This window comes from Rhodanobacter sp. PCA2 (genome assembly GCF_013620825.1).
Classification (GTDB): domain Bacteria; phylum Pseudomonadota; class Gammaproteobacteria; order Xanthomonadales; family Rhodanobacteraceae; genus Rhodanobacter_A.
Map to the genome: position 1 here is coordinate 91,871 of NZ_NJIC01000040.1, position 24,463 is coordinate 116,333.

Below are 24,463 nucleotides of genomic sequence, written 5' to 3' on the forward strand. Positions count from 1 at the left end.
GGCAGGACGTACACTGATGCGTACCGTCGGCCGCGAACCCTGCCCATGCCCTCCAGCGAAACCCTGCTCATCGTCCTCGTCGTGCTCGCGCTGCTGCTGCTGGGCCTGCAGCTGGCGCTGCTGCTGCGCGGCCGCGGCGATGCCGGCCTGCATGCGCGGCTGGATGCGCTGAAGGACGACAACGAGCGCCTGCAGCGCGCGTTGCGCGAGGAGCAGCGCAGCGGCCGCGAGGAACTGCAGCAGGGTTTCGAGCGCTTCCGCGGCCACGTCACCGAACAGCTGGGCGGCATGTCGCGCCAGCAGGCCGAGCGCATCGACGGCTTCGGCCAGCGCCTGGACGCGCTCACCGCCCGCACCGACGATGGCCTGAAGGCGCTGGGCCAGCGCCTCGCCGACGACGCCCACACGAGCCGCGACGAACTGGCGCAGACCCTGGAGCGCTTCGGCCAGCAACAGCAGCAGCGGCTGGTGACGCTCACGGAACGCACCGACGAGGGCCTGAAGGCGTTGGCGCAGCGGCTGGCCGAGAACGCGCACCGCAGCCGCGAGGAACTGACGCAGACGCTGGCCCGCTTCGGCGAACAGCAGCAGCAGCGCTTCACCACGCTGGGCGCCCAGCACGAACAACGCATGGGCGAGGTGCGCGGCACGCTGGACGGCCAGCTCAAGACGCTGCGCGAGGACAATGCCGCGCAACTGGAAAAGATGCGCGCCACCGTGGACGAGAAGCTGCAGTCCACGCTGGAGACGCGGCTGGGCCAGTCGTTCCAGCTGGTTTCCGAAAGGCTGGAACAGGTGCAGCGCGGACTGGGCGAGATGCAGAGCCTCGCCACCGGCGTGGGCGACCTCAAGCGCGTGCTGGGCAACGTGAAGACCCGCGGCATCCTGGGCGAGGTGCAGCTGGGCGCGCTGCTGGAGCAACTGCTCACGCCCGACCAGTACGCCGCCAACGTGGCGGTGGTGCCCAACAGCGATGCGCGCGTGGAATACGCCGTGCACATGCCGAACGGCGTGGACAACGCGCCGCTGTGGCTGTCCATCGACGCGAAGTTCCCGCTCGAGGACTACCAGCGCCTGCAGCAGGCGCAGGAGGACGCGAACGCCCCCGCCGCGATGGAGGCCGCGAACGCCCTGGAGCGGCGCGTGCGCGAGGAGGCCAAGCGCATACGCAGCAAGTACATCGTGCCGCCGCACACGGTGGACTTCGCCATCCTGTTCCTGCCCACCGAAGGCCTGTTCGCCGAGGTGCTGCGCCGCCCCGGCCTGTTCGAGGCGCTGCAGCGCGAACACCACATCACGGTGGCCGGGCCCACCACGCTGGCGGCGATCCTCACCAGCCTCAAGGCCGGCTTCCGCACGCTGGCGATCGAGAAGCGCAGCAGCGAGGTGTGGCGGCTGCTGGGCGCCGTGAAGACCGAGTTCGGGAAGTTCGGCATGGTGCTGGACAAGGTCAAGAAGAATCTCGACCAGGCCAGCAACCAGATCGACGCGACCGGCGTGCGCACGCGCCAGATCGAGCGCAAGCTGCGCGGCGTCGAGACGCTGCCGGGCGAGTTGAGCCAGCAACTGCTGGAAACACCGGCCGAGAGCGAGGAAAGCGACGAACCGGGCGCCGGCTAGGCCCGCCCCGCTACTTCCACTGGAACGCGTCCTCCACGCCCACGCCGAACGCGCGGGCGATGCGGAACGCCAGTTCCAGCGACGGCGCGTACTTGCCCGCTTCCAGCGCGATCACCGTCTGCCGCGTGATGCCGCAGGCGTCGGCCAGGGCCTGCTGGGTCATCTCGCCGTGCTCGAAGCGCAGCCTGCGGATGCAATTGTCGATCGGCGTACCGCTCATGCGCTGCGCCGGTCCCGCCAGTACGCCACGCCGGTCACCGCGTACTCCAGCATGCTCGACGCGATCAGGCCCATCATCAGCAGGTTGGACACCGTCATCGGCCGCGCCCATTGCAGGCGATCCAGCGGAGAGAACGCGAACATCATCGCGATGCCCAGCACGAACACCGACAGGCCGATGCGCGCCCAGTTGCAGGCCCGCGCCTGGATGCCGCGGTCGCGTTCGTCCTCCTCCACCTTGTCGAGCCAGCGCCTGCGCAGCACCTGCATCACCACCAGCCAGCCCGCCACGAGCATGCCTATGTGCTTGCCGATGGCGGAAGCTTCCGGCGCCATGCTGCCGTCGGCAGCCACCATCAACGGGGCGCGCAGCGCGTAGTACACGAGGATGGCGGCGGTGAACGCCAGGCCTATCCATGCGCGTTGCTCGCCGGGCGACACCGGCACCGCCGCGTTGTCGGCGCCGGCGGCGGCTACCGATTTCTGCAACGTCGCCCACAGCAGGTACCAGACCACCCACGCACCGGCGAGCAAGGCCAGCCCGCCCAGCCAGCCAAGGTCGATGTCGGGCAGCACGAACAGGACGTAGAACGCGAGGATGGCCAGTGGAACGAGGATGGCGTAGCGCAGGAACATCGGCATGGTGTCTGCTCCGTCGGACAATATGTAATCTATATATTACATTTTGTCCTGTCAACACGACTATTCCTACGTGGAGGTACGCGTAGCCGCGGCATCCGGCCCAGGCCGCCAAAGCCCCGCGCGGGCGCACCCCACGCACCGGCGACCCGCATCGCAGACGCGACCCGGCGCGGGCGCTAGACTGGGAAGTCTGCCCCTTGGAGACCCCCATGAGCGATCAGCGCAATCCCCCCGACGTCAGCCAGGAACAGGCCGAGGACGCCGTGCGCATCCTGCTGCGCTGGGCCGGCGAGGATCCCTCCCGCGAAGGCCTGCTCGACACGCCCAAGCGCGTGGTGAAGGCCTACCGCGACTGGTTCTCCGGCTACGGCGAAGACCCGGCCGACTACCTCAAGCGCACCTTCAAGGAAGTCGAGGGCTACGACGAGATGGTGGTGCTGCGCGACATCGAGTTCGAGAGCCATTGCGAGCACCACATGGCGCCCATCGTCGGCCGCGCCCACGTGGGCTACCTGCCGACCAACCGCGTGGTCGGCATCAGCAAGCTGGCGCGCGTGGTGGAAGGCTATGCACGCCGCTTCCAGGTGCAGGAGAAGCTCACCGCGCAGATCGCGCACTGCATCCAGGAAAACCTGCACCCGGCCGGCGTGGCGGTGGTGGTCGACGCCAGCCACGAATGCATGACCACGCGCGGCGTGCACAAGCGCGGGGTGTCCATGGTCACCAGCCAGATGCTGGGCGCGTTCCGCGACGACGCGCGCACCCGCGCCGAGTTTCTCGAATTCATCGGCCTGCACGGCAGCATGCGCCGTTGATCCGGCGCCTCGCCGTGGCCGCCGCCTTGCTGCTGCCGCTCGCGGCGGCGGCGCAGGATGCACGCAACGCCTACCTGCGGCAATTCGACAGCGACGGCAACGGCTGCGTCAGCGAAGCCGAATACCTGGCCTACATGAGCCGCGGCTTCGAGCGCATGGACGCGAACCACGACGGCGTGCTGGAACCCGGCGAGCTGCCTGGCGGCCACGGCCGGCCGGTGACGCTCAAGGAATGGCAGGCGAACCTGCGCCGCCAGTTCCACAAGCTGGACCGCCGCCATACCGGCTGCCTGGATTCGCAGGAACTCACGGCGCCGCCGGGCTGAGGTTTCGCCGCCGGCCAGCCGCAGCGCGGCACGATGCGCTATCGTTCCGCGTCCGCCTTCGCCGCTTCCGCCATGAATCTTCCCGCCGAACACGCCCCGCGCCGCCGCGCCGCGCTCGCCTTCATCTTCGTCACCGTGATGCTGGACATGCTGGCGTTCGGCATCATCATCCCGGTGCTGCCGCATTTGATCGAAGGCCTGATCGGCGGCGACATCGCCAAGGCCGCCTCTTGGGTGGGCTGGTTCGCCGCCTTGTTCATGACCATGCAGTTCGTGTTCTCGCCGGTGCAGGGCGCGCTGTCGGACCGCTTCGGCCGGCGCTCGGTGATCCTGATCTCCAGCTTCGGCCTGGGCGTGGATTTCATCGTGATGGCGCTGGCGCCCACGCTGTGGCTGCTGTTCGTGGGGCGCCTGTTCTCGGGTGCCTGCGCCGCCAGCTTCTCCACCGCGAACGCCTACATCGCCGACATCGTGCCGAAGGAGAAGCGCGCCGCCGCATTCGGCATGCTGGGCGCGGCGTTCGGCATCGGCTTCATCGTCGGCCCGGCGCTGGGCGGCTTCCTCGGCCACTGGCACCTGCGCCTGCCGTTCTGGGTGGCCGCGGGACTCTCGCTGGTGAATTTCTGCTACGGCTATTTCGTGCTGCCGGAATCGCTGCCGAAGGAACGCCGCGCCGCGCGCTTCGACTGGCGCCACGCCAACCCGTTCGGCGCGGTGGTGCTGCTGCGCCGCTATCCGCAGGTGTTCGCGCTGGCCGCGGTGTTCTTCCTGATCAACTTCGCGCAGTTCTCGCTGAACTCCACCTACGTGCTGTTCATCGACTACCGCTTCGGCTGGGGCCCGCAGGCCGCGGGCTACACGCTGGGCCTGGTGGGCCTGTGCAGCGGCCTGGTGCAGGCCGTGCTGGTGCGCCGGCTGATGCCGAAACTCGGCGAGGGGCGGATGATCCTGATCGGCCTGTCGCTGTGCGTGCTGGGCTACCTCATGTTCGGCCTCGCGCCCACGCCGTGGCTGTTCCTGCTGGCGATTCCCGTGTTCTGCCTGGGCGGCCTCGCCGGGCCGCCGGCGCAGTCGATGATGACCCACCAGGTCGATCCGCATGAGCAGGGCCGCCTGCAGGGCGCGCTGACCAGCCTCGCCAGCCTCGCCGGCATCTTCGGCCCGGCGATGTTCGCGAACCTGTTCGCGCTGTTCATCAGCGACCACGCGCCGGTGCAGCATCTGCCGGGCGCCGCGTTCGTGCTGGCCGCGGCGCTGCTGCTGGTCGCGACCCTGGTGGCGGTCCGCGCCACCCGCCATCCCGTTCCGGCGTCTGCCGCCCAGCCCACCCTGGGCGACGTGCCCGCACCCGAAATGACTTCCCCCGACTCCGTGGAGCAAATCCGATGAGCCTCTCCATGCACCAGGCCAGCGTTCCCGTCTTCGTCCGCGCGCTGGGCAATCTCCGTCACGTGCTGCAACAGGGCGAAGCGCACGCCAAGGCGAAAAACGTCAGCGACGCCGTGCTGCTGCAGACCCGCCTGATCCCCGACATGCTGCCGCTCGTGAAGCAGGTGCAGATCGCCTGCGACATGGCCTGCCGCGGCAGCGCCCGCCTCGCCGGCGCCGAACCGAAATCCTTCGAGGACAGCGAGGCCACGCTGGCGGAGCTGTACGTGCGCATCGACAACGCCGTCGCCTACGTGCAGGGCTTCCAGCCCGCGCAGATCGACGGCAGCGAGACCCGCGCCGTGGTCTTCCCCACCCGCAACAGCCCCACCGGCGAGCTGCGTTTCGAAGGTCGCGCCTACCTGTTCGAGTACGTGCTGCCCAACCTGTTCTTCCACTGCACCACCGCCTACGCGATCCTGCGCGAGGCCGGCGCCGTGTTGGGCAAGAGAGATTTTCTCGGAGAATTCTGAGGGGCGGCGAGGGCTCGCCGCTTGAGCCCGAAGCTGCTGGTGATATGAAGTCCTAGAGCGGTTTCGAGCGCCCTTGGGGCGCCCGAGCCACTTTCTCTCGCTTGCCCGAGAGAAAGTAACCAAAGAGAGAGGCACCCCGATGGCGTGCCCCGCGGGCCATCCTGCGGACTTTCCTCCACCCGCCCGCCGCACCATGGGGGCCCCGGTAGAGCAGCGCGCTCCCAGCACGCAGAAGCAACAGCAGGGCACAGCCGGAGCCAGAGCCGCGGATGGCCTGATCAATCGACTGCCTGCTCGTCATTCCTGCGAAGGCAGGAGGCGCTTCACAACAGCGAAGCTGGTCATCCAGTGCCGTTGTGTTCCGCGGCTTGCAGGCACTGGATGACTCGCTGCGTTCGCCCCTTCGGGGCCGCCCTGCGGGCGTTCTGCGCGCTTTGCGCTTGTCCAGCTTTCGCTGGGATGACGAGCAAAATCAGACCTTCCCCAAAGCGAAGCGCCGCGAACTCGCAGTGCTTCGCTTTTGCCGTTGCTTCTGGCGCGCACGACGCGCGCCTGCTCTTGGGGCCCCTGGGCGGCGGTGAGGTGGGGGTGATCAGGCCGCGCAACGGGCGTTGCCAGGACGGCAACGCCTTTTCGCGCGGACAGGATGCCCGCTCGAAAAGCCCGGCCCCGCCTCACGCACTTGCCGGACATGGACGCCCGGAAAGCGCCAACCGGGGTGGCCTTTCTCTTTGGTTACTTTCTCTTTGGCCACGCAAAGAGAAAGTAACTCGGCCATCGGCAGATGGACGAAACCGCTCTGAAACCAACACCAACGACAGCAGCGCCCCATGGCAAGCGCGGCCCCTCACCCCAACCCTCTCCCCCAAGGGGAGAGGGAGCAAGGCGCCACACCTCCCCACTATATCTGCGAAAATCCGCCCTCCTCGCCCCAGCGAAACACCCCCACCCCCGATGCTGCGCCTCACCGACATCAAGCTTCCGCTGGACCACCCTGCGGAAGCGCTGCCCAAGGCGATCCGCGCGAAGCTCGGCATCCTGCCCGATGAGTTGCGCGGCTTCACCGTGTTCCGCCGCGGCTACGACGCGCGCAAGCGCGGGGCGATCGCACTGATCTACACGCTGGACGTGGACGTGGCCGACGAGGCCACGCTGCTGGCGCGCCATGCCGACGACCGCCACGTGCAGCCCACGCCGGACACGAGTTACCGCTACGTGGCGCGGGCCCCGGCGAAGCTGGAACACCGGCCCATCGTGATCGGCTTCGGCCCCTGCGGGATCTTCGCGGCGCTGATCCTCGCACAGTCCGGCTTCCGGCCCATCGTGCTGGAGCGCGGCAAGGCGGTGCGCGAGCGCACGAAGGACACCTGGGACCTGTGGCGCAAGCGCAGCCTGCATCCCGATTCCAACGTGCAGTTCGGCGAGGGCGGCGCTGGCACGTTTTCGGACGGCAAGCTGCACAGCCAGATCCGCGACCCGCAGCACCACGGCCGCAAGGTGCTGGCCGAGTTCGTACAGGCCGGCGCACCGGAGGAGATCCTCTACGTCAGCAAGCCGCACATCGGCACGTTCCGGCTGGTGACGATGGTGGAAAACCTGCGCGCGAGCATCGAGGCGCTGGGCGGCGAGATCCGTTTCAATCAACGCGTGGACGACCTGCTGGTCGAGACCGACGCGCACGGCGAACGCCATGTGCGCGGCGTGCGGCTCGCCGACGGCGGCGAGCTGCGCAGCGACCACGTGGTGCTGGCGCTGGGCCACAGCGCACGCGACACCTTCGAGATGCTGCACGCGCGCGGCGTGTACGTGGAGGCGAAGCCGTTCTCGATCGGCTTCCGCGTCGAGCATCCGCAATCGCTGATCGACCAGGCGCGCTTCGGCCCGCAGGCCGGCCACCCCATCCTGGGCGCGGCGGACTACAAGCTGGTGCATCACGGCAGGGACGGCCGCTCGGTGTACAGCTTCTGCATGTGCCCCGGCGGCACCGTGGTGGCCGCCACCAGCGAGCCGGGCCGCGTGGTGACCAACGGCATGAGCCAGTATTCGCGCAACGAGCGCAACGCGAACGCCGCACTGGTCTGCGACATCCGCCCCGCCGACTACGCACCTTACGGCGAAGGCCCGCTGGCCGGCATCGCGCTGCAACGTCACTGGGAAACGCATGCCTTCGACATGGGCGGCGGCGACTACAGCGCGCCGGCCCAGCGCGTGGGCGACTTCCTGGCCGGGAAGGCCACGCGCGCCCTCGGCGAGGTGCAGCCCTCGTACCAGCCGGGCGTGCTGCTCACCGAGCTCTCCACCGCGCTGCCCGACTACGCGGTGGCGGCGATCCGCGCCGCGATCCCCGCGTTCGACCGCCAGCTCCGCGGCTACGCGCTGCCGGACGCGATGCTCACCGGCGTGGAAACGCGCACCTCGTCGCCAGTGCGCATCCGCCGCAACGACGACGACCTGCAAAGCCTCAACACGCACGGCCTGTATCCGGCCGGCGAAGGCGCGGGCTACGCGGGCGGCATCCTCTCCGCCGCGGTGGACGGGATCCGCGTGGCGGAAGCGGTGGCGTTGTCGATCGCACCCGGCGGTTCGCACTGAGCGTAGCCCGCACGGCGGCCGCACATTGGAGAAGTGCCATGCATGACGCTGGCTTTGGAGAGCAGGGAAGCCGAAGCGCCAGCATCACCCGACCCTTCGACTTCGCGCCTGCGGCGCTACGCTCAGGGCGAACGGCCCACGCTTGCGTCAGTACCACTCCACGCGGCCGACCACCCGGCCCAGCGCGGCGTCCATCTTCTTGCACAGCTTCGGCGTGCCGTTGACCAGCACCGGCTCGTCCGCCGGCTTGAGCATAGGCACGTCCATCAGGGAGTCGCTGTAGGCAAGCTTCCACGCGCTCACGCCGTGCCGGGCCAGGGCCTTGAGCTTGTTTGCGCCGACGTTGTGGAAGTCTGCGCGCATGCCGGCCCAGGTGGGGCGCAGGCGCGAAGCGAGCAGCTCGATGTCGCCCAGCCCCAGTTGTTCGAGAATGCCGCCTACCAGCGCCTGCTCGCAGCCGGTGACCACGATCACGCGGTCGCCCGCCTGCTGGTGGCGACGCAGCTGGCGCAGCGCATCGCGGTTGCAGCGGCGCGAGTGCTGCACCAGTTCCACCGCAAACGCCTGCGCGTGCGCCCGATAGCGCTGCTCGCCCGTGCCGAGCAACGCCGCGTGCACCAGGGTCCGCACCGCGCTCCTGCGCGAGAACGGCAGCTGCAGCAGCATCCACGGCAGGCAGGGCAGCACCAGCAGCATGCGCAGCCACGAGCGTGCGTAGCGGCTGCGGACGAAGAGCGTGAACGCGTCGCCATGCAGCAGCACGCCGTCGAAATCGAACAGCACCACGCGCGCCGCCGGCACGTCGTCGCTCACCGCTGCGGGCGGCTCCATGTCCCCGGTCTCCATGTGCATCACTTCGTGCCGAACAGGCGCCTCAGTTCGCTGCCCGGGTCTTCGGCGCGCATGAACGCCTCGCCGACCAGGAACGCGTGGATGCCGCCCTCGCGCAGCCGCGCCACGTCCTCGGGCGTGCGGATGCCGGATTCGGCGACCAGGACGCGGTCGTATTCCATGCGCTCCTGCAGCGCCAGCGAGGTTTCCAGCGAGGTCTCGAAGTTGCGCAGGTTGCGGTTGTTCACGCCGATCAGCGGCACCGGCAGCGCGAGCGCTCGTTCCAGCTCGTCCTCGTCGTGCACCTCGCACAGCACGTCCAGGTCCAGCTCCGCCGCCTGCAGCGAGAGCTGCAGCAGCACGTCGTCGTCCAGCGCGGCCACGATCAGCAGCACGCAGTCGGCGCCGATCGCGCGCGCCTCGTGCACCTGGTACGGATCGATGATGAAGTCCTTGCGCAGCACCGGCAGCGTGCAGGCGTCGCGCGCCTGCTGCAGGAAGGCCTCGCTGCCCTGGAAAAAATCGCTGTCGGTGAGCACCGAAAGGCAGGCCGCGCCGCCTTTCTCGTAGCTTTTCGCGATGGCCGCCGGATCGAAGTCGGGCCGGATCACGCCCTTGCTGGGGCTGGCCTTCTTCACCTCGGCGATCACCGCGGGCTGGCCGGCGGCGATCTTCGCCTCGACCGCGGCGGCGAAGCCGCGCGTCTCAGGCAGGTCCGGGATGCGCGCCGCCAGTTCGGCCAGCGGCAAGCGCGAGCGGCGTTCGGCCACTTCTTCGGTCTTGCGGGCGAGGATGCGGTTGAGGATGTCGGTCATGGCATTCGAGGGACGCGGGGGCCGGGAACATCATGGTGGCGCAAACGTCGCGTGGCGTCAGGCGATCATGCCATGGCGGCCAGTCGTTGCGTTGCGTCCACGAATGCCTGCATTTTCGCACGAGCCGCGCCGCTGGCAATGGTGGCGCGCGCCAGCGCGATGCCCTCGCCGATCGACGCGGCCACGCCGGCCGCGTACAGCGCCGCGCCCGCGTTGAGGCAGACGATGTCGTGCGGCACGCCGCGCTCGCCGGCCAGCGCCTGTTCCAGCATGGCCTTCGACTCCGCCACGCCGGCCACGCGCAGGTTGCGGCTGGAGGCCATCGCGAGCCCGAAATCCTCCGGCTCGATCTCGTACTCGCGCACGATGCCGTCCTTCAGCTCGCCCACCAGGGTGGCCGCGCCCAGCGAGATCTCGTCCATGCCGTCGCGCCCCCACACCACCAGCGCGCGTCGCGCGCCGAGCTGCTGCAGCACGCGCACCTGGATGCCGACCAGGTCGGGGTGGAACACGCCCATCAGGATGTTCGGCGCATCCGCCGGGTTGGTCAGCGGCCCGAGGATGTTGAACAGGGTGCGCACGCCCATCTCCTTGCGCACCGGCGCCACCACCTTCATGGCCGGATGATGGTTCGGCGCGAACATGAAGCCGATGCCGCTCTCGGCGAGACAGGCGGCCACCTGCGCCGGTGCAAGGTCGATGCGCGCGCCCAGCGCCTCCAGCACGTCGGCGCTGCCGGACTTGGACGACACGCTGCGCCCGCCGTGCTTGGCGATGCGCGCACCCGCCGCCGCCGCCACGAACATCGAGGCGGTGGAGATGTTGAAGCTGGAAGCGCCGTCGCCGCCGGTGCCGACGATGTCGAGCAGGTGCGCGTCGTCGCCCGGCACCGGCACCTTCTGCGCCAGCTCGCGCATCACGCGCGCCGCGCCGGTGATCTCGCCCACCGTCTCCTTCTTCACGCGCAGGCCGGTGATGATCGCCGCGGTCATCAGCGGACTCACCTCGCCGCGCATGATCTGGCGCATCAGCGCCGTCATCTCGTCGTGGAAGATCTCGCGGTGCTCGATCGTGCGCTGCAGCGCCTCCTGCGGCGTGATGGTGATCTCGCGCCCGCTCATGCCGCCAGCTTCCGCCGCGGCAGGCCGAGGAAATTCGCCAGCATGGCGTGGCCGTGCTGGGTGAGGATGGACTCGGGATGGAACTGCACGCCTTCCACCGACAGGGTCTTGTGGCGCAGGCCCATGATCTCGTCGAGGGAGCCGTCCGGGTTCTCCGTCCACGCCGTCACTTCCAGACAATCCGGCAGCGAACCCTGCTCCACCACCAGCGAGTGGTAGCGCGTGGCCTCGAACGGGTCGGGCAGCCCGGCGAACACGCCCTGCCCGCGATGGCGCACCGGCGAGGTCTTGCCGTGCATGATCTGCTTCGCGCGGATCACCTTGCCGCCGAAAGCCTGGCCGATCGCCTGGTGGCCGAGACACACGCCGAATACCGGAATTTCACTCGACAGCTCGCGCAACACGTCCAGCGACACGCCCGCATCGTCCGGCGTGCCCGGCCCCGGCGAGATCATGATGTGCGACGGCCGCAGCGCGCGAATACCCGCCACGTCCAGCGCATCGTTGCGCACCACCTTCACCTCCTGCCCCAGCTCGCCCAGGTACTGCACGAGGTTGAAGGTGAAGCTGTCGTAGTTGTCGATCATCAGCAACATATGCGATGTATCTCTTTGATTCAAATGGAGTACGATCGAACCGTCAAGCTGCGATACCCGCTTAAATACCCGCACACTTCGCCGATACCCAATTGGATGCATTGAACCGCGCCGGGTCCGCATTTTTGCACGTATGCAGTCCTCGCTGAACTCGACCTCGCAGGCCACGAATGGATGCTCAAATCGAGCCCCGGCCGCGCTGCCGGGCCAGTGAGCCGTGGGAGCGCGACGTAAGCCGCCATGCGAGAATCACGAGGACTTTGCGCCAGGGGGTGACACGGGGAGAAGCAATCACTTGGAACGCCTTGGCTGGGAGAGCCCAAGGGCTCCATGTCACCCATGGAGCTGCGCGAGATCGAGAAGACCAAGATCAGGTGCGCTCGCAAGTTCTTCGATGACATGAACCGTCGATTTGCTCCCAAGAACGTCAAGTACGACGTGGTAGACAGTTTTAGCAAGTTAATGGAGATCGTGAAGTGACCACCAAGGAACGCACCGTGTATACACCCCGTTTTGATTTTGGCAGCAACCTTGATCCGAGCGGAAAGCAAACAGGCACTGTTAAAGAGCTGCTCGAAGAGCTCAACTACGAAAAGTTCAAGACAATCACCGGTACCGATGCAAAAAAAAGTGATTCGAACGGCACATCTATCACGTACGATTCGCTAGACGGCGTATTCGCGTTCCTCGGCGAGGTGGCTGATGTGCGCAAGCCCAAACTCGCTGAGGACGTCCCTCTCTCGACGCTAAAAACCATCAAGCTTCTTTATGTCACGAACGACACCAACGACACGCAACTGTTCAGACTGCTGAAGTCCCCGACGCGCGGCGGGAAGCCGACGCTGGAGTTTTACACGACGGAAACCGCGTCGAGGAATCAGAAAGGCATAGCTATAGTAGACCACCTTCTTTCGACGTTGAGCAAAGAAGTGGATCCGTTCGTGCTGCGACGGATAGATACCTCCTTTTTGACGTATCCAAAATTACTTGAATGCATCGCGCGCGAGAACATCGAGATTTTGGAGCCTATCTACATTAGGCATAGCGGGCGCTCCAACTCGATAGCCGAAGCGCTGACCTATCTCGCCGAGGCAGTTGAGCGGTACACACACAAATCCAACGACGCGCCCAGCCGCCCCTTGCATGAAGCGATATACACCTATGTGCGCATCCTTCCGTTCCTAAACTTCGTCGGCGAGTACCAAAAGGTCATCGAGCTGTCGCAGGTAGATGGTCAGGTCAATACGATCAAGGACAGGATCGAGGAGTTCTGCCGTGAGCTCTCTGGCACTTTGGGCTCGATCGTTCACCCCCTGACCCCGGTGGCATCCGTAGAAGCATTTCCCAAGTTTGTTGACACCAACGCCTTAGCGTTGGCCAAGTTGATTGAAGATGCGACCGGCATCGCCAGTGAACGCAGGGATCTGCTGAAGATCGTTAACGCGGCTAGCAAAGTGCTCTGCTCCTACGTACACCATGAGTGGGGCGTCATTTCGCTAGACACGAAAAATATCTCGGCAGCCGATTGTATTGCTGCACTCTGCGCCATTCGCCATCAGCAGAAGGTAAAAACCAATTATTCGGCCTACTGGTTAGGGCAGACGCAAGCTGAAAAAGGCACTGGCGTGCTCCGTCAGATGGATGACGAAAGAAGCGCCCAAGAACTGTTCGAACATGACTACATCCCACACGGTATCAACCAGTTATTGTTCAGCCGCTTCAACCAGTTCTACATGGCAATCACCGGCATACCCAATCGTTACGAGGCATGGATGGCGTACCAGCTAGCCCGGCTGAACAAGTATGCCGATTGCTACCTGTCCAATGACGTTGCCGTTTGCGACGCTGCGGTTCAGGATCTCTACGACTACTGCTCGCTGGAGGCAGTTAGGGCAGCCGAGCTTACTGCACAGGTGTAAATTCCTACTCACCCTTCCCTATGTAGTGAGACAAACTCCAAATCCAGCAACGACGACAAGAACATCCAATCCTGATCACTGGATATAGGAGGGGGGATAACGGACGCGCACATACCGTTTCCCCCCGAGCCGTCGTCAGGACTACATGGAGCGGTCTCATAGCAGCCGACGAGAACTATCTCGTCGGCTTTTTTATTGACCAACGAGAAAGGGTAGTACGTACATGGCCAGCTTCCATCATCGAATCAAAAGTGGCAGGAAAGGTTCTGCCAAGGAGCACGCCGCTTACATCGAGCGGCTGGGTAGGTATTCAGATCGGGAGGATCTGGTTTACGCGGGCAACGGGAACATGCCTGACTGGACAGAGGGCAACCCAGCCACGTTCTGGAAAGCCGCGGATACCTACGAGCGCGCCAATGGTGCCGCTTACCGGGAGCACGTCATCGCTCTGCCAAACGAGCTCAGCCTGGAGCAAAACTGTGCGCTCGCGATGCGACTGGCCCGTGAACTGGTGGGCAACAAACCCTTCCAGCTCGCGGTCCATGCACCTGAGGGCTCACTGGGCGGCATCACCAACCTGCACATGCACCTGATGTATTCGGACAGGGTACCAGACGGGATCGGTCGACCACCGGAACGGATGTTTGCGAGATACAACTCGGAACGACCGGAGGATGGTGGGTGTCGCAAGGACAGCGGCGGCAGGTCGCCGATGGTGCTTCGCGACCAAGTGATCTCCACGAGGAAGAAGATCGCCGATATCCAGAACCAGGCCCTTGAAGAACACGGCCTCAACGCGAGAGTCGACCACCGTAGCCTGCGTGAGCAGGGGCTGCAGCGCCGGCCGGAGCGTCATCTCGGGCCGGCCCGAATCAAGGGCATGTCGGATAGCGAGAAGGCCTTATTCGCCACTCTGAGGGCGACTGGCAGTGCCGGGGGACCGCCACGCTCTGCCACTCTTGCTACTTCGTAGCAGAATGGCACGGCTTTAGCCGGAGTGCCTGCCCTAGCACTGGCGTCAGACAAAAGGCCCCGGCCGTTGCCGGCCGGGGCAGCATGATGTCATCGGAAGCTACAGACCGCCACCGAAATACCAATCGCTCAGCCGAACGAAGCGCTGCTTGCCACGGGGGGCAACCACGATCCACAAAGCCCGCTGGGCCTCCAGGATGCGAAGCGCCGCGTTGAGACGATCACGATCCCGGACGGGGCCGTACTGGCGCACATGGTTCTTCGGAACATGCGTATCGGAGCGGGGGCCCTGCCAAACGCTGTCGCGGAGGTACTTGAACACCGCTTGCGCATCGACCTGTTCCTGCGACAGCGCGAACTGTGGCGAAAACATCCGCTTGTATTCCTCCAAATGCCACTGCACGACCGTGAATGCGCGCTCCAACGTATCAAGCGTCACCTTACCTTCCTCGCCGCTGTAACAGTGGAACACCGCAGCAAGTCGCCCGAGCAGCTCCATGATCTTTGATGCAAAGTCGTGGATGTCGTGCAGGTAGTCCCCGGGTCGAAGCATCCACTCCGTCTGCTGCGACAGTTCGAACCAGCGGGCCTTCGCATCGTCAGAAAACTCGACAACCTCGCGCTTGACTTCACCCGACTCGCTGACGGCGTCGTACTTTTCAAGCAACTCCTGCATCCGCGCCTGAAACAGCGGCAGGGACTCCCAGACATGTTCGTCCGTATTGACCGAACGAAACCCCTTCATCGACTCGGGCCAGCCGAAGAGATACCGGGCCCAGTGACCCGATCCCTTGGCAATATCGCCATGCTTCGCCAGATAAGCCTGAAGCACCTGCTTCTGGGTCATGATGCTGATCGTCACGCGAGGGTTCATCACCAGGACGTGGTCGAAATCGGCACGGTCCAGTGTCAACATCACTGCACCATCCCACGCCTTGTTCAAGAGCCCAAGCTGCGCCATCGTCTCGCTCTTGAACATCACCTGACCTTCATCGGTCGTGATCGCGATCGACTCTCCATCGCCACGGAGCGTATCCATGATTGCCCGCGGCGTAATGTTCTGACGCATGAACCGTCGCAGGCGGGGCTTGGTCGGCTTCAGCGTGGCGTGTTGCGCCATCTCTGCTTGAATCGCCTCGGTCGCCTCACCTTTGCTGACCGCCTTAGCGAGCCGGTTTCGCAGGCCTTGGCCTCGTGCCTCCCAGAGTTCGCGCTGCGTCTGGTAGCTATCCAGCGCGGCCTGAAATGCCTTCGCCTTGCGACAGTCGTGCTCATACAGCGGCGCGAAGACCAATGCATCCACCGTACTCTTGCGCTCGCCAGACTCTGCAATGGCGATCAGGTTCAGAGACGTCGGCCGACACTGCCCGGTCGGCAGCTTCACATCGAACAGGCCCTGGCACGCCGTAGCCATCCCAGCGATCAGTCCCATACCGATCAACGCGTCAGGGGCCTGAACCTTCTGCTGCAGTTCCCATGCCGTCATTCGCACCAGCATGAGAAAGGCATCCAAGGGATAACGCTGAGGGAAAAAATCGCTACCGTTCATGCTTCACCTCCTTCCGAGACGCCTTCGTCGGTCAAGATCGCCTGGTGACCAACCTCACCAAGCGGGTGGCCGCAAGAGCGGCACAGCGGCATATCCCCATTCGCCTGCCGACGCTCCCGCTCCGAATCCAGCAGCTGGCGGAACCCAACCGGACTCAGCTTCAAGTCATAGGCTTTGTTAAAGGCCGTCAGAATCGCCTTCTGCGGCACCTTCGCAGCCAAACGCTGCTCGACCTCGGCATAGGCCTCGGCGAACGCTTCGCTGTTCCGGCGCCGACTGCTGGGTTGGATGGCCTGCAACTCGCTCATGAAGCGCTCGAATTCCTGCAGCTCAGACATGCTTGATCTCCTTGCAGCGGCGATTGTTCGCAGAATTGCTGGCCAAAGCTTCGCGAGTACGCAGCCAGGCGATCACCTGGTCGTACCACCAAAAGCGGGGCGAGCGAGGCGTGTCGAAGAGCGGCGTTCCTTTCGGAAACGTCGGGTCGCTTTTGAACACTTTGTAGGCAGTGCTGCGCCCGAAACGCACCACTTTGAGCAACTCATGGAAGCGCACGGTGGGACCATCGGGCTTCCACGGCGTATGCTGGAAATCGGTCAAGTAGGTGACCGGGACTTGAGCCGACTGTCGCTCCCGCGGCGCGCGCGTGGTGCGATCGGCATGCTGCTTTTGACTCACGTTCTTCTCCTTGGTTATGGATGATCGACCGGCTCCGAAGAGCGGTCGGGGGCTATTCCATCCATTTCCGTGAAATACCTCGCCGGAGAAAAATTCAAGATTCTTGCAGCCCGTATCGCGTTGCTCTCTCACCAGCTATGCAGCAAAAAAAACAGTGACTTAGCATCAGGAGGGACGCTCAGGCGTCCCTCCTCCCCTCTTCGTTATCGTGTCATCACCGCTCCGACCTCCCCGCCGCACCAGTTGCGTTTTGCTGCAGGAGCTTGACCAACCCGTACGAGGCCAAGCCATACACCACTGCACCGCCTATGGTAGAAAACATCGCCACCACCTCCTCCGCTATGCACGTTTCGTCGCAGCGGCTACGCGAGCGTCCAGGCGACTTTTCAACCCGGATTCGACGCATGCGCCGACGTCAGAGGCTCGATCAGCAGCCCCTGTGGAGAAGAACTCCTCCACTACCGCTGACCCATCTTCTTCGAGCTCTTCAAAGGCGCCGTTGGCGAAGCCGCGGTGTGCTGCTTGGTCCAACGCTTTTTGGTCGACACCCGCCTCGCGGCGGCGCTTGGCAAGCTGCTTCGCATCCGCGACAGCCTGCTCCATCGACAGCCCTGCGCGAAGTACTAAATCCACGTAGTAGATCGGTGTTCCAAAGCTCATGGCGGTGGACTTGCCCCGCAGCTTGAGCTCCAGCGGCAGGCAGGCAAGGTTCCCATCTGACACCGCGTGGAAGTACTCCAGCCGGGCTGCGAGCGTGCGGATTGTGTTGTAGGAGGTCGTCCGCAGGACGAAGCTGTCGAGCTCATCGCTCGCTCCGCCGTCTACCAGCGCATGCAGGCGGGCATAGGGCTTGCACTCTCCTTGGGCGAATCCGCACGCATCCGCTCCGGAGCAAGGCAGTTGCTCGACGCCATCCTTGCCGCGTCGCCGGCAGGTCTCTCCGTTGCCGACGCACATCGGCCGGCCTTTGGTGCGATCGAAGAGTGAGTAGTCCGCGCGCAGGTTGAGGGCGGGGTCATTGAACAGCATCTGCACGGGAATCGACCGCAATTTCCCGCCAGCGGCCTTGCGTAACTCGTCGTCCAGCGGATGTAGCACCCAGCCGTCGCGGGTCTGCACCTGGGTGGTGAGAGTGAACTGGTCGTCCTTCTCGGGCAGCCGCTTGCCGTTGCGTTCGATCACGCGGCCGATGGATATGCGCCCGATGGCGGGTGGGGTAATGGCCAGGCCCTTGAGCATGGTTGTTCTCCTCGTGGGTTTCGGGAAATGAGAGAGGAGCAACGCGCGGACGCACACGGTCGTTCCATCCCCGCTTTCTGGGGAGGCTCGGCATAGGCGGTCCGATCTGCACCTCGTTTCTGTCGGTTTTTCCGGAAGCTGAAACGCCAAGAGCCCGGCATGCCGGGCTCTTGGTTGGATGGACTCGCGTGGCAGCCTGGCGGCTGCCGGGCTTCAGAAGGCCGGAGCTTGCTTGCCTTCCTTGCACCAACCCGTCCATTCGTCGAGCTGGTCTTGTGTGACCACGGCATCCTCGCCGGCGTCCTTGCGATAGGCATCGACCCATTGGTCGACGCACTGGTCCGTATCGGTGGTGGAGGGGTTGCTTAGGGCGGCTTCGAAGTCCGCCAAACTCTGCTCGGCAACGGCCGGGTTCGCGGCTTGGGCTTGGCTGGTGGCCATGTGGTTGCCAATCAGCAGGCAGATCCCGCCCAGTACCCAAGCCCCCACCATCAGGAACCACCATTGCCATAGCTGGCGCTTGGTGGGGGTGATCTTCTTCTTGCGCAAGCGGATCCGGTTGGCGATGCCGAACCCGAAAAAGAACCAGCCAACGATCGTCAGGATCGTGCTCAGTCCGGTGAAAAATTCAGCCATTGTCATGCTCCATGTCACAGTGGTTTAGACCCGTGCGCGCAGGCGTCATGGGGTGGTGTTTGGTCCGGCATCGGGAACGAAGAGAAGCGGATGCGCGGGCCGCGCATCGCGAGGAGACCGTCAGGCGATCATCGTGAGGACGAAGCAGACCATCCAGACGATGAAGTAGCCGAGGCTCTGATTTAGCGCCTTGGCGCGCTTGTACAGGTACACCGGCACGAGCCAGGCCATGGCCTTGAATTTGCCTGTGTCGTAGCCGGCGCGATTGAGTCGTCCCTCATCGAAATAGGAGAGACCGACATTCAGGGCGAGCGTGATGAACCAGTACTTCGAATCGCTCATGGCGGCATCCGCCGCGCTGTCGCTGTTGTTGATCGCGTAGGCGAAGGCGCTTTCGAGGATGTAGCCGATAAGGGGCGCGAACGCGAGTGTCCACACGACGCCATTGCCGATGTGCTTGCCCGTGATCGGCGGTGGCGCGACGCGCTCCAGGTGACTTCGAAGTTCACTGTCTTCAGCCTTCAGCCACTCAGGGAAGCCTGCTTTCCATACGAGCGTGCCGTAGGTGACGGTGCCCTGCTTGATCAAGGCGAACATGCCTTCTTCGGTAATCGGTCCCTTGCGTTGCCCATCTGTTTCATAGAACCAGCTCACCGACTCGGTATTTGATGCGTCCATCTGCACTCCTTTGGCGTGGGGTATGGGTGACACTGAGAAGCGCCCGCTGTCGGACGCACGAGAGAAGGAGCCATGGCGTGGCCATGGCCCTCGGAAAGGGATGAAAGTGTCAGCGGCAGACAATCAGCTGCCACGGCGACATGCCGTTCGTGCGTGCGACGCAAGGCGTGCCCCCTGGCTGCTTCAGGCCGCGAGGGGCCTGTTCGTCGTGTGATATATACTGCTGCAGTATAGTCTGTCGCACGGTACAGGCTTGCGCAATGCTGAGGGCTGTTAGACCGAGCCCTGCCGCCTCTTGTCCAAGCCCATTGCATCCATCTTTGCGACACGCCTGAAGGCCGCACGCGAACTGCGCGGCCTGTCACAGCGTGCGCTTGGAGGCCTGGTGTCGGAGAGCAAGAGCAACGGAAGCGTCCGCATCAACCGGTACGAGCAGGGCGTCAATCGCGCGGACATGGACACGGCGGCCGCACTCGCCGAGGCGCTCGGTGTGCCGCTCGCCTATCTCTTCGCTGAGAAGGACGATCAGGCCGAGTTGCTCCTCACCTTCGCCAAGCTTCCTAGCGGAGACCGCGCCAAGCTGCTGGCACTGGCCAAGCAGATGGCCGAAAAGCGCGATCGCAAGGGCACCAAATCCCCCTGAAGGAAGCAGGAGCGCATGTGCGCCCCTGTCTTCGGGAGACCTCGTGGCACGAGGCTCTGCTTGCCCTGTTCGGCTCGGTCACGCTGCACTGTTCGCAGTCACGACAAACCGCCGTGCGCCTGGCCGGGTGATGACGTATTGGGCCGCGAGATCAGGGTGGTCCGATGCTAGGCGCTTGACGTCCCACGATGCGCTCTCCTTCGCGCCTTTGTAGGTGACCTCGCCGCGGCTGAAGCAGGCTTTACTGGCTTCCCCCATGGCTTGCTGGATGACCTGTTTGAGCCGTTCGGCTTCCTGCTCCTTGGCATCCAGTTCTTCCCTCAGCGACACCAGAGCACTGAAGGCGCCATCGAGGTCCCTGTTGCCCGTAAAGTCGAGCACCGTGCCCTGGTCACGATAGAGCTGACGCAAGGCCTTCGCGGAGGATTCACTGCCATCGGCCGGTGGCGGCGTGTCCGTTTCCACGTGCTCCCAGAAGCGCGTCTCCAGCAGAATCAGTCGGCCGATCAGCTCGTCGTCGCGCTCGATGCGGTGCACTTCCAGCTGCTGGCCACACAACAGCACGGCTACATCAGCAGCTTGCTTGCCCGTTACCGCTAACTGGTGCTGGACCTGAAGCTGCACATAGTCCGGCACGCCGTCCTTCCAGAGTCGTGCGCCAAACTCGCCGGCGGTCTTGCACTCGAGAATCTGGACGTCGGGGTCTCCGACGATCTCCCGATCGAGGTTGGCGAGCAAGAAAGGAAACGTGGGGTGCTGCAGGACTGCATTGACCTTGCGCACCTTGCGACCGGTCTTGCGCTGGTAAGCTGCTGCGACGTAGGGCTCCAGCAAGGTGCCCCAGTAGCGCGGATCGTCCATGTCCTCGGCTGCGTCCTCCTGTTCAACCGCGCGCCCGGTCTTGTCCATCCACAGGGCTAGCGGGCTCTTGTAGGGATTCAGGCCGACGGCGGCCGCCGCATCCGAGCTCCCGATGCCACCTCGGCGCACCTCCAACCACTGCTGCCGGTCGAGCGTGCGCGTGTCGACTAGCCGCAACGCTGTCTGTCTCTTCATGGTTCCTCTCCTGAAAAAGAAACGCCCGGCCATGGGGCCGGGCGGTATGCCGCTTCCTCTGAAGGAGCGGGACGACGTGCAGTGCGGGTTACATCAGGCCGCGCGTGGCCAGCGAGACCACGTCCGTAGCGGTCACCACGAAGTGATCGAGCACGCGGATATCCACCAGGCACAGAGCCTCCCTCAAGCGTGAGGTCAGCATCCGATCCGCCGGGGACGGCTCGGGATTTCCGCTCGGATGGTTATGCGCCAGCATGACCGCCACGGCGTTCAAGGACAGCGCACGCTGGACCACCACGCGTGGATGCACCTCGGCCCCGTCCACGGAACCGGAGAACAGGCGTTCCACGGCGATGAGGCGGTGGCGGTTGTCGAGAAAGGCCACCTCGAAGTGCTCCCGGCTCTCCTCGCCCAGTCGCAGGCGAAAGAACTGTCCGGCGGTTGGCGGATCCTTCATGAACTGCCCCGGGGTCAGCGCCCTTGCCGACAGGATGCCCAGGGCCTGAGCGATGACGGCATCCTCCTGGTCACGGGAGATGGCCTCGTGGGAGGTCACGTGCACGAGGGGTTTCCTTGCCGCCATGGCACGCATCAGGCTACCCCCTTGACCAGTTCGTCCCAAGCCCGCTGCTTGATCTGCGCACCCTGGCCAAACCATGCCGCATCCCGGCGGTGGTCCTCGGTGCGAGCTCGCCGGTGGTGGTCGACGAACTCGGTGACGCTGTTGAGCAGGCCCCAGGCTGTCGCTCGACTGGAGGCCATCTGGGCGCCCCGGCCACCGCCTTCATACAGCGCCCGCACGGTGGCCACGGCCTGTTCGTTCACCACGGCAGTCCGGCTGTCCTGCCCCGGATAGGTCAAGACCCGACGGAGCAGGCCCTCGGCCGAGTCCGGATCCACCGGCTTGTCGACCAAGGCCTTCATGCGTGCGACGAACCCGTCCCAGGATGACACCGTAATGCCGAGCTGGCGCTTGACCGCCTCCGGATCGAACTGACTGCGGTGCGGCACCTTGATGGCGCCTTGCCCGTGACCCAGCGCGATCTGCAACGTGTTGTTGCATACCACCCGCACGCTGGTGAACTGCGCCGTGGTGGCCAGCGTGCCATCGCAGGCCGTAGCAAGCAGCAGGTAGCCCTCGACCTTGTCCTTGCCGCGCAGCGTGACGCTCTGGCCAGTGCGAGCCAATGCCCAGAACTTGCGGCCCTCGCGCAGCACGCCGGCGGTTTCCAGCTCGAACCCGCCTACCTCGGTCAGGTCACGGTAGAACTCCAGAATCTCGCCCGGCTGGACGACCTGGAAGCGCTTGGAGACCACCGCCAGCGGCGCCTTGGTATCCGAGCGGTACAGCACCTTGTTGCTAGGGAAGGACTGGATGACACCCAGCCCCTGGTTCCCCACCACGTAGCGCACGTCGGCATCTTCGATGGACCAGTTCATCCCGGCGCGCTCCCTCCAGACCTCAATGGGCTCACCGGCTTCGAGCCGACTGCCCAAGCCGTGCCACGGTTTCTCGCCTCGATAGGCGATCGATTCGACCAGATGCATGTTCAATTCCTCGTTTCAGACGGCATAAACGCCGAAGGCCCGGTTTCCCGGGCCTTCGGCGAGTCCTGCTTGGTTAAATGGGCTCAAGGAACCTTGTTGAGGTTCCCCGAGCAGCGAACGAAGCCCAGCAGCAGTGCGGCGGTCACCACCAGGACGCACGTCAGCGGGTCGGGTTTTTCAGGAATCATGGAATTACTCGGTGAAGCGGGAGCATCAGAGCGGATGTCCCCTACGCAAGGCGAGAAGCTCCCCGCCTCATGTGGGTGATATAGATCTGAAATATCTTTGTTTAGGAAAGGCCTGTCTCAGACCAGCAGTTGAGGGCTCGGCGATGCAGGTTTTCATGCACGCGGAGTTGCCTGCCCTTTCAGCGGCCCTCTTCCCGGAGGAGGAAGGCATCGCCTGTCTCGCGCTGTGAGACCTGCCCCTGGCAGGGTGGTGTAAGGAGGAACCGCGATGACCCGCCTCGCTGCGCTTGCCGCCAAAGATCAGACCCATCCCCACGTGCTGGACCGGCAGTCGGGCCTGTGGGTATCGCTCGAATCCTTCCTTGGCGACGGGGACTACGGCGACGTGGTCGAACGCAAACGCGTGGCGCAGAAGATGGCGCTGATCAAGGAGGGCCGCCCGCAATACGTGTGCCCTTGGTGCGCCCACGGCATGTTCCTCGCTTCGCTGCGTATGCAAGACAAGGTCAGCGAACGTTTCTACTTCAAGCACTTATTCGAGAACACCGCCTGCTCGGGCATCGTGGGCAAAGGCGACCGGGCGATCTGCGCCCAACGGTTCAACGGGGCGAAGGAAAGCGAGGCGCACAAGCGCTTCAAGGCGCGCGTGCTGGAAAGCCTCGACGCCGACCCGGCGTTCTCGGACAGCCAGCCGGAAACCCGGTTCGTCAGTGCCGATGGTTCGCGCTGGCGCCAGCCCGACGTGCAGAGCACCTGGAACGGCGAACAGGTGGTGTTCGAGGCACAGCTGTCGACCACCTTCCTGCATGTCATCACGCAGCGGATGTCGTTCTACGCGCACGAGGGCGTGCGCCTGCTGTGGCTTTTCCAGGACCTCGACCCCGGCCACTTCCGGCTCACCGAAGACGACATCTTCTACTCGAACAACCGCAACGGCTTCCGGGTGACCGAGGAAACGGTTGCCCTCTCCAAAGCCAGTGGACGGTTCGCCTTGGAATGCGTGTGGGCTGTGCCGACGCTTGTGGGTGAGACGATTGAGAACCGGCTAAAAGCGCAGACGGTGTTCTTCGATGAGCTGAAGCACGACGTTAGCGCCCATGGCGTTCCTCGCTCGTTCTTCTTCGACTACGACGCCGAGAAGGCCAAGGTCGCACAAGCGTTGACGCACCAGCAGAAGCTGGCCCGTGAGCAACCGCTCCGTGATGCGCTGGAAGCGTTCTATCTGGACCTCTGGGGCCACAAGCTGCCTTCCCTAGAAGCCGTTCAGGACCGGTGGCAACCCCTCGTGGCGCAATTCGCCCGGCATGGTCTGACTCTGCCAGCAACGCCACGGGCGGATGGAGGGCCGCACATCTACCTGCAGGCTGCATACTCGGCCAAGAACGGCCGGTCCGTGTGGAGCGGCCACTCCAACCTGGTGGAGCTGAGCCACCACGTCTTTGAGCAACGGAAGGAGACCCTCTGGATCTACCGGCTCATGCTCGAGGCCTATGGCCGGCACGAACACATCCGGCGCCACGACCCACAGGGAAAGTGGGCGAGAAAAGCCGCGAAATACCGGGAGCGGATGCGCCAAGGGGACCCCGCCTACCTGCCTAACCGGAAGTTCGACGCACTGCTGGCCTTCCTGTTTCCGGAAGTGGCGGACACGCTGGTGAAAGCACCTCGCGACGTCTTGCCCCCCCACCGCGCGCCGGGCAATGGGTGAACCCCCGCCTGCCTGCTTGACCAGCGGTTCAAGTTGCCAGGCTGACCACGCCCCCGGCGAATTTTCGACGGGCAGCGGATAGCGGCCGCTGCCTATGTCGAACAGAAAGCCCACCACGGCACCCAGATCGTTCGACAAGAAGTTGCGATGTGACTCGTTGAGCGTCATCAC

Annotated in this window: 26 protein-coding genes; 11 read left to right on the plus strand and 15 right to left on the minus strand. The window is 64.6% G+C overall.

The window, feature by feature from the left end:
* Window positions 1-45: 45 nt before the first annotated feature.
* Window positions 46-1,620: a DNA recombination protein RmuC gene (rmuC, locus tag PCA_RS13075; protein ID WP_181303054.1), complete on the plus strand. Its 1,575-nt coding sequence runs from the start codon at window positions 46-48 to the stop codon at window positions 1,618-1,620.
* A 10-nt stretch (window positions 1,621-1,630) separates the two neighbouring features.
* Here the strand turns inward: rmuC and PCA_RS13080 are convergent, their stop codons facing one another.
* Both PCA_RS13080 and PCA_RS13085 read right to left on the minus strand, forming a co-directional pair.
* Window positions 1,631-1,840 (minus strand): helix-turn-helix transcriptional regulator, encoded by a 210-nt coding sequence (locus PCA_RS13080; RefSeq protein WP_181303055.1) that lies wholly within the window; start codon window positions 1,838-1,840, stop codon window positions 1,631-1,633.
* A complete protein-coding gene (locus tag PCA_RS13085; protein WP_181303056.1) occupies window positions 1,837-2,481 on the minus strand; it encodes a DUF2178 domain-containing protein in 645 nt (214 codons plus the stop codon). The genes PCA_RS13080 and PCA_RS13085 overlap by 4 nt, the downstream gene beginning before the upstream one ends.
* Window positions 2,482-2,690: 209 nt before the next feature.
* On the opposite strand from PCA_RS13085, the gene folE reads away from it, so the two are divergent.
* The 5 genes from folE to PCA_RS13110 all read left to right on the plus strand — a co-directional run bounded on the left by folE (window position 2,691) and on the right by PCA_RS13110 (window position 8,115).
* A complete protein-coding gene (folE, locus tag PCA_RS13090) occupies window positions 2,691-3,296 on the plus strand; it encodes a GTP cyclohydrolase I FolE (RefSeq protein WP_181303057.1) in 606 nt (201 codons plus the stop codon).
* A complete protein-coding gene (locus tag PCA_RS13095) occupies window positions 3,293-3,622 on the plus strand; it encodes a hypothetical protein (RefSeq protein ID WP_181303058.1) in 330 nt (109 codons plus the stop codon). Before folE ends, PCA_RS13095 begins: the two co-directional genes overlap by 4 nt.
* A gap of 72 nt (window positions 3,623-3,694) precedes the next feature.
* Entirely contained in the window at window positions 3,695-5,011 is a 1,317-nt protein-coding gene (locus PCA_RS13100; RefSeq protein WP_181303059.1) for a TCR/Tet family MFS transporter, read from the plus strand.
* Complete coding sequence (locus PCA_RS13105; RefSeq protein ID WP_181303060.1) at window positions 5,008-5,523, plus strand: DUF1993 domain-containing protein; 516 nt, start codon at window positions 5,008-5,010, stop codon at window positions 5,521-5,523. The genes PCA_RS13100 and PCA_RS13105 overlap by 4 nt, the downstream gene beginning before the upstream one ends.
* Window positions 5,524-6,477: 954 nt before the next feature.
* Window positions 6,478-8,115: an NAD(P)/FAD-dependent oxidoreductase gene (locus PCA_RS13110; RefSeq protein ID WP_181303061.1), complete on the plus strand. Its 1,638-nt coding sequence runs from the start codon at window positions 6,478-6,480 to the stop codon at window positions 8,113-8,115.
* Window positions 8,116-8,262: 147 nt separating this feature from the next.
* On the opposite strand, the gene PCA_RS13115 is transcribed toward PCA_RS13110, so the two are convergent.
* The 4 genes from PCA_RS13115 to PCA_RS13130 all read right to left on the minus strand — a co-directional run bounded on the left by PCA_RS13115 (window position 8,263) and on the right by PCA_RS13130 (window position 11,478).
* Window positions 8,263-8,946, minus strand: coding sequence for an HAD family hydrolase (locus tag PCA_RS13115; protein WP_255436842.1), 684 nt, complete (start codon window positions 8,944-8,946; stop codon window positions 8,263-8,265).
* Window positions 8,947-8,966: 20 nt separating this feature from the next.
* The gene (gene trpC / locus PCA_RS13120) at window positions 8,967-9,761 is read right to left on the minus strand and encodes an indole-3-glycerol phosphate synthase TrpC (RefSeq protein WP_181303063.1); all 795 of its coding nucleotides are present in this window, start codon (window positions 9,759-9,761) and stop codon (window positions 8,967-8,969) included.
* Between the two features lie 65 nt (window positions 9,762-9,826).
* Entirely contained in the window at window positions 9,827-10,882 is a 1,056-nt protein-coding gene (gene trpD, locus PCA_RS13125; protein ID WP_181303064.1) for an anthranilate phosphoribosyltransferase, read from the minus strand.
* Window positions 10,879-11,478: an aminodeoxychorismate/anthranilate synthase component II gene (locus PCA_RS13130; RefSeq protein ID WP_181303065.1), complete on the minus strand. Its 600-nt coding sequence runs from the start codon at window positions 11,476-11,478 to the stop codon at window positions 10,879-10,881. The genes trpD and PCA_RS13130 overlap by 4 nt, the downstream gene beginning before the upstream one ends.
* A gap of 309 nt (window positions 11,479-11,787) precedes the next feature.
* Here PCA_RS13130 and PCA_RS17440 point away from each other — a divergent pair, with 309 nt between their 5' ends.
* From PCA_RS17440 to PCA_RS13140, 3 genes are all read left to right on the plus strand, one after another.
* On the plus strand, window positions 11,788-11,958 hold the full coding sequence (locus tag PCA_RS17440; protein WP_255436859.1) for a hypothetical protein: 171 nt from the start codon (window positions 11,788-11,790) through the stop codon (window positions 11,956-11,958).
* Window positions 11,955-13,397, plus strand: coding sequence for a hypothetical protein (locus tag PCA_RS13135; RefSeq protein WP_181303066.1), 1,443 nt, complete (start codon window positions 11,955-11,957; stop codon window positions 13,395-13,397). The genes PCA_RS17440 and PCA_RS13135 overlap by 4 nt, the downstream gene beginning before the upstream one ends.
* Window positions 13,398-13,620: 223 nt before the next feature.
* A complete protein-coding gene (locus PCA_RS13140) occupies window positions 13,621-14,370 on the plus strand; it encodes a MobA/MobL family protein (RefSeq protein WP_181303067.1) in 750 nt (249 codons plus the stop codon).
* 99 nt (window positions 14,371-14,469) lie between these two features.
* Here the strand turns inward: PCA_RS13140 and PCA_RS13145 are convergent, their stop codons facing one another.
* From PCA_RS13145 to PCA_RS13170, 6 genes are all read right to left on the minus strand, one after another.
* Window positions 14,470-15,918, minus strand: coding sequence for a YfjI family protein (locus tag PCA_RS13145; protein ID WP_181303068.1), 1,449 nt, complete (start codon window positions 15,916-15,918; stop codon window positions 14,470-14,472).
* Window positions 15,915-16,256: a hypothetical protein gene (locus PCA_RS13150; RefSeq protein WP_181303069.1), complete on the minus strand. Its 342-nt coding sequence runs from the start codon at window positions 16,254-16,256 to the stop codon at window positions 15,915-15,917. The genes PCA_RS13145 and PCA_RS13150 overlap by 4 nt, the downstream gene beginning before the upstream one ends.
* The gene (locus PCA_RS13155; protein ID WP_181303070.1) at window positions 16,249-16,596 is read right to left on the minus strand and encodes a hypothetical protein; all 348 of its coding nucleotides are present in this window, start codon (window positions 16,594-16,596) and stop codon (window positions 16,249-16,251) included. The genes PCA_RS13150 and PCA_RS13155 overlap by 8 nt, the downstream gene beginning before the upstream one ends.
* Before the next feature lie 339 nt (window positions 16,597-16,935).
* Window positions 16,936-17,835 (minus strand): hydrolase or metal-binding protein, encoded by a 900-nt coding sequence (locus PCA_RS13160; RefSeq protein WP_181303071.1) that lies wholly within the window; start codon window positions 17,833-17,835, stop codon window positions 16,936-16,938.
* A gap of 213 nt (window positions 17,836-18,048) precedes the next feature.
* A complete protein-coding gene (locus tag PCA_RS13165; RefSeq protein ID WP_181303072.1) occupies window positions 18,049-18,471 on the minus strand; it encodes a hypothetical protein in 423 nt (140 codons plus the stop codon).
* 120 nt (window positions 18,472-18,591) lie between these two features.
* A complete protein-coding gene (locus tag PCA_RS13170) occupies window positions 18,592-19,149 on the minus strand; it encodes a DUF4339 domain-containing protein (RefSeq protein WP_181303073.1) in 558 nt (185 codons plus the stop codon).
* 295 nt (window positions 19,150-19,444) lie between these two features.
* Between PCA_RS13170 and PCA_RS13175 the strand changes: the two genes are divergently transcribed.
* A complete protein-coding gene (locus tag PCA_RS13175; protein WP_255436846.1) occupies window positions 19,445-19,792 on the plus strand; it encodes a helix-turn-helix transcriptional regulator in 348 nt (115 codons plus the stop codon).
* A 78-nt stretch (window positions 19,793-19,870) separates the two neighbouring features.
* Here PCA_RS13175 and PCA_RS13180 read toward each other — a convergent pair whose 3' ends face one another.
* The 3 genes from PCA_RS13180 to PCA_RS13190 form a co-directional block, all read right to left on the minus strand.
* The gene (locus tag PCA_RS13180) at window positions 19,871-20,848 is read right to left on the minus strand and encodes a lambda-exonuclease family protein (protein WP_181303074.1); all 978 of its coding nucleotides are present in this window, start codon (window positions 20,846-20,848) and stop codon (window positions 19,871-19,873) included.
* 88 nt (window positions 20,849-20,936) lie between these two features.
* Complete coding sequence (locus PCA_RS13185) at window positions 20,937-21,410, minus strand: JAB domain-containing protein (protein WP_343204453.1); 474 nt, start codon at window positions 21,408-21,410, stop codon at window positions 20,937-20,939.
* Between the two features lie 29 nt (window positions 21,411-21,439).
* Window positions 21,440-22,396, minus strand: a complete 957-nt coding sequence (locus tag PCA_RS13190) for a DUF932 domain-containing protein (RefSeq protein WP_181303075.1) — start codon at window positions 22,394-22,396, stop codon at window positions 21,440-21,442.
* A gap of 456 nt (window positions 22,397-22,852) precedes the next feature.
* Here PCA_RS13190 and PCA_RS13195 point away from each other — a divergent pair, with 456 nt between their 5' ends.
* Window positions 22,853-24,292: a DUF6035 family protein gene (locus tag PCA_RS13195; RefSeq protein ID WP_181303166.1), complete on the plus strand. Its 1,440-nt coding sequence runs from the start codon at window positions 22,853-22,855 to the stop codon at window positions 24,290-24,292.
* Window positions 24,293-24,463: the final 171 nt, after the last annotated feature.

What these genes read in the sequence shown, in the direction of transcription:
- PCA_RS13085 (WP_181303056.1), bottom strand. Translation starts at nt 2,481, where the DNA reads ATGCCGATGTTCCTGCGCTACGCCATCCTCGTTCCACTGGCCATCCTC.
- PCA_RS13130 (WP_181303065.1), bottom strand. Translation starts at nt 11,478, where the DNA reads ATGTTGCTGATGATCGACAACTACGACAGCTTCACCTTCAACCTCGTG.
- PCA_RS13080 (WP_181303055.1), bottom strand. Translation starts at nt 1,840, where the DNA reads ATGAGCGGTACGCCGATCGACAATTGCATCCGCAGGCTGCGCTTCGAG.
- PCA_RS13190 (WP_181303075.1), bottom strand. Translation starts at nt 22,396, where the DNA reads ATGCATCTGGTCGAATCGATCGCCTATCGAGGCGAGAAACCGTGGCAC.
- folE (WP_181303057.1), top strand. Translation starts at nt 2,691, where the DNA reads ATGAGCGATCAGCGCAATCCCCCCGACGTCAGCCAGGAACAGGCCGAG.
- PCA_RS13115 (WP_255436842.1), bottom strand. Translation starts at nt 8,946, where the DNA reads ATGGAGCCGCCCGCAGCGGTGAGCGACGACGTGCCGGCGGCGCGCGTG.
- rmuC (WP_181303054.1), top strand. Translation starts at nt 46, where the DNA reads ATGCCCTCCAGCGAAACCCTGCTCATCGTCCTCGTCGTGCTCGCGCTG.
- trpC (WP_181303063.1), bottom strand. Translation starts at nt 9,761, where the DNA reads ATGACCGACATCCTCAACCGCATCCTCGCCCGCAAGACCGAAGAAGTG.
- PCA_RS13105 (WP_181303060.1), top strand. Translation starts at nt 5,008, where the DNA reads ATGAGCCTCTCCATGCACCAGGCCAGCGTTCCCGTCTTCGTCCGCGCG.
- PCA_RS13140 (WP_181303067.1), top strand. Translation starts at nt 13,621, where the DNA reads ATGGCCAGCTTCCATCATCGAATCAAAAGTGGCAGGAAAGGTTCTGCC.
- PCA_RS13160 (WP_181303071.1), bottom strand. Translation starts at nt 17,835, where the DNA reads ATGCTCAAGGGCCTGGCCATTACCCCACCCGCCATCGGGCGCATATCC.
- trpD (WP_181303064.1), bottom strand. Translation starts at nt 10,882, where the DNA reads ATGAGCGGGCGCGAGATCACCATCACGCCGCAGGAGGCGCTGCAGCGC.
- PCA_RS13165 (WP_181303072.1), bottom strand. Translation starts at nt 18,471, where the DNA reads ATGGCTGAATTTTTCACCGGACTGAGCACGATCCTGACGATCGTTGGC.
- PCA_RS13100 (WP_181303059.1), top strand. Translation starts at nt 3,695, where the DNA reads ATGAATCTTCCCGCCGAACACGCCCCGCGCCGCCGCGCCGCGCTCGCC.
- PCA_RS13110 (WP_181303061.1), top strand. Translation starts at nt 6,478, where the DNA reads ATGCTGCGCCTCACCGACATCAAGCTTCCGCTGGACCACCCTGCGGAA.
- PCA_RS13195 (WP_181303166.1), top strand. Translation starts at nt 22,853, where the DNA reads ATGACCCGCCTCGCTGCGCTTGCCGCCAAAGATCAGACCCATCCCCAC.
- PCA_RS13170 (WP_181303073.1), bottom strand. Translation starts at nt 19,149, where the DNA reads ATGGACGCATCAAATACCGAGTCGGTGAGCTGGTTCTATGAAACAGAT.
- PCA_RS13150 (WP_181303069.1), bottom strand. Translation starts at nt 16,256, where the DNA reads ATGTCTGAGCTGCAGGAATTCGAGCGCTTCATGAGCGAGTTGCAGGCC.
- PCA_RS13180 (WP_181303074.1), bottom strand. Translation starts at nt 20,848, where the DNA reads ATGAAGAGACAGACAGCGTTGCGGCTAGTCGACACGCGCACGCTCGAC.
- PCA_RS13145 (WP_181303068.1), bottom strand. Translation starts at nt 15,918, where the DNA reads ATGAACGGTAGCGATTTTTTCCCTCAGCGTTATCCCTTGGATGCCTTT.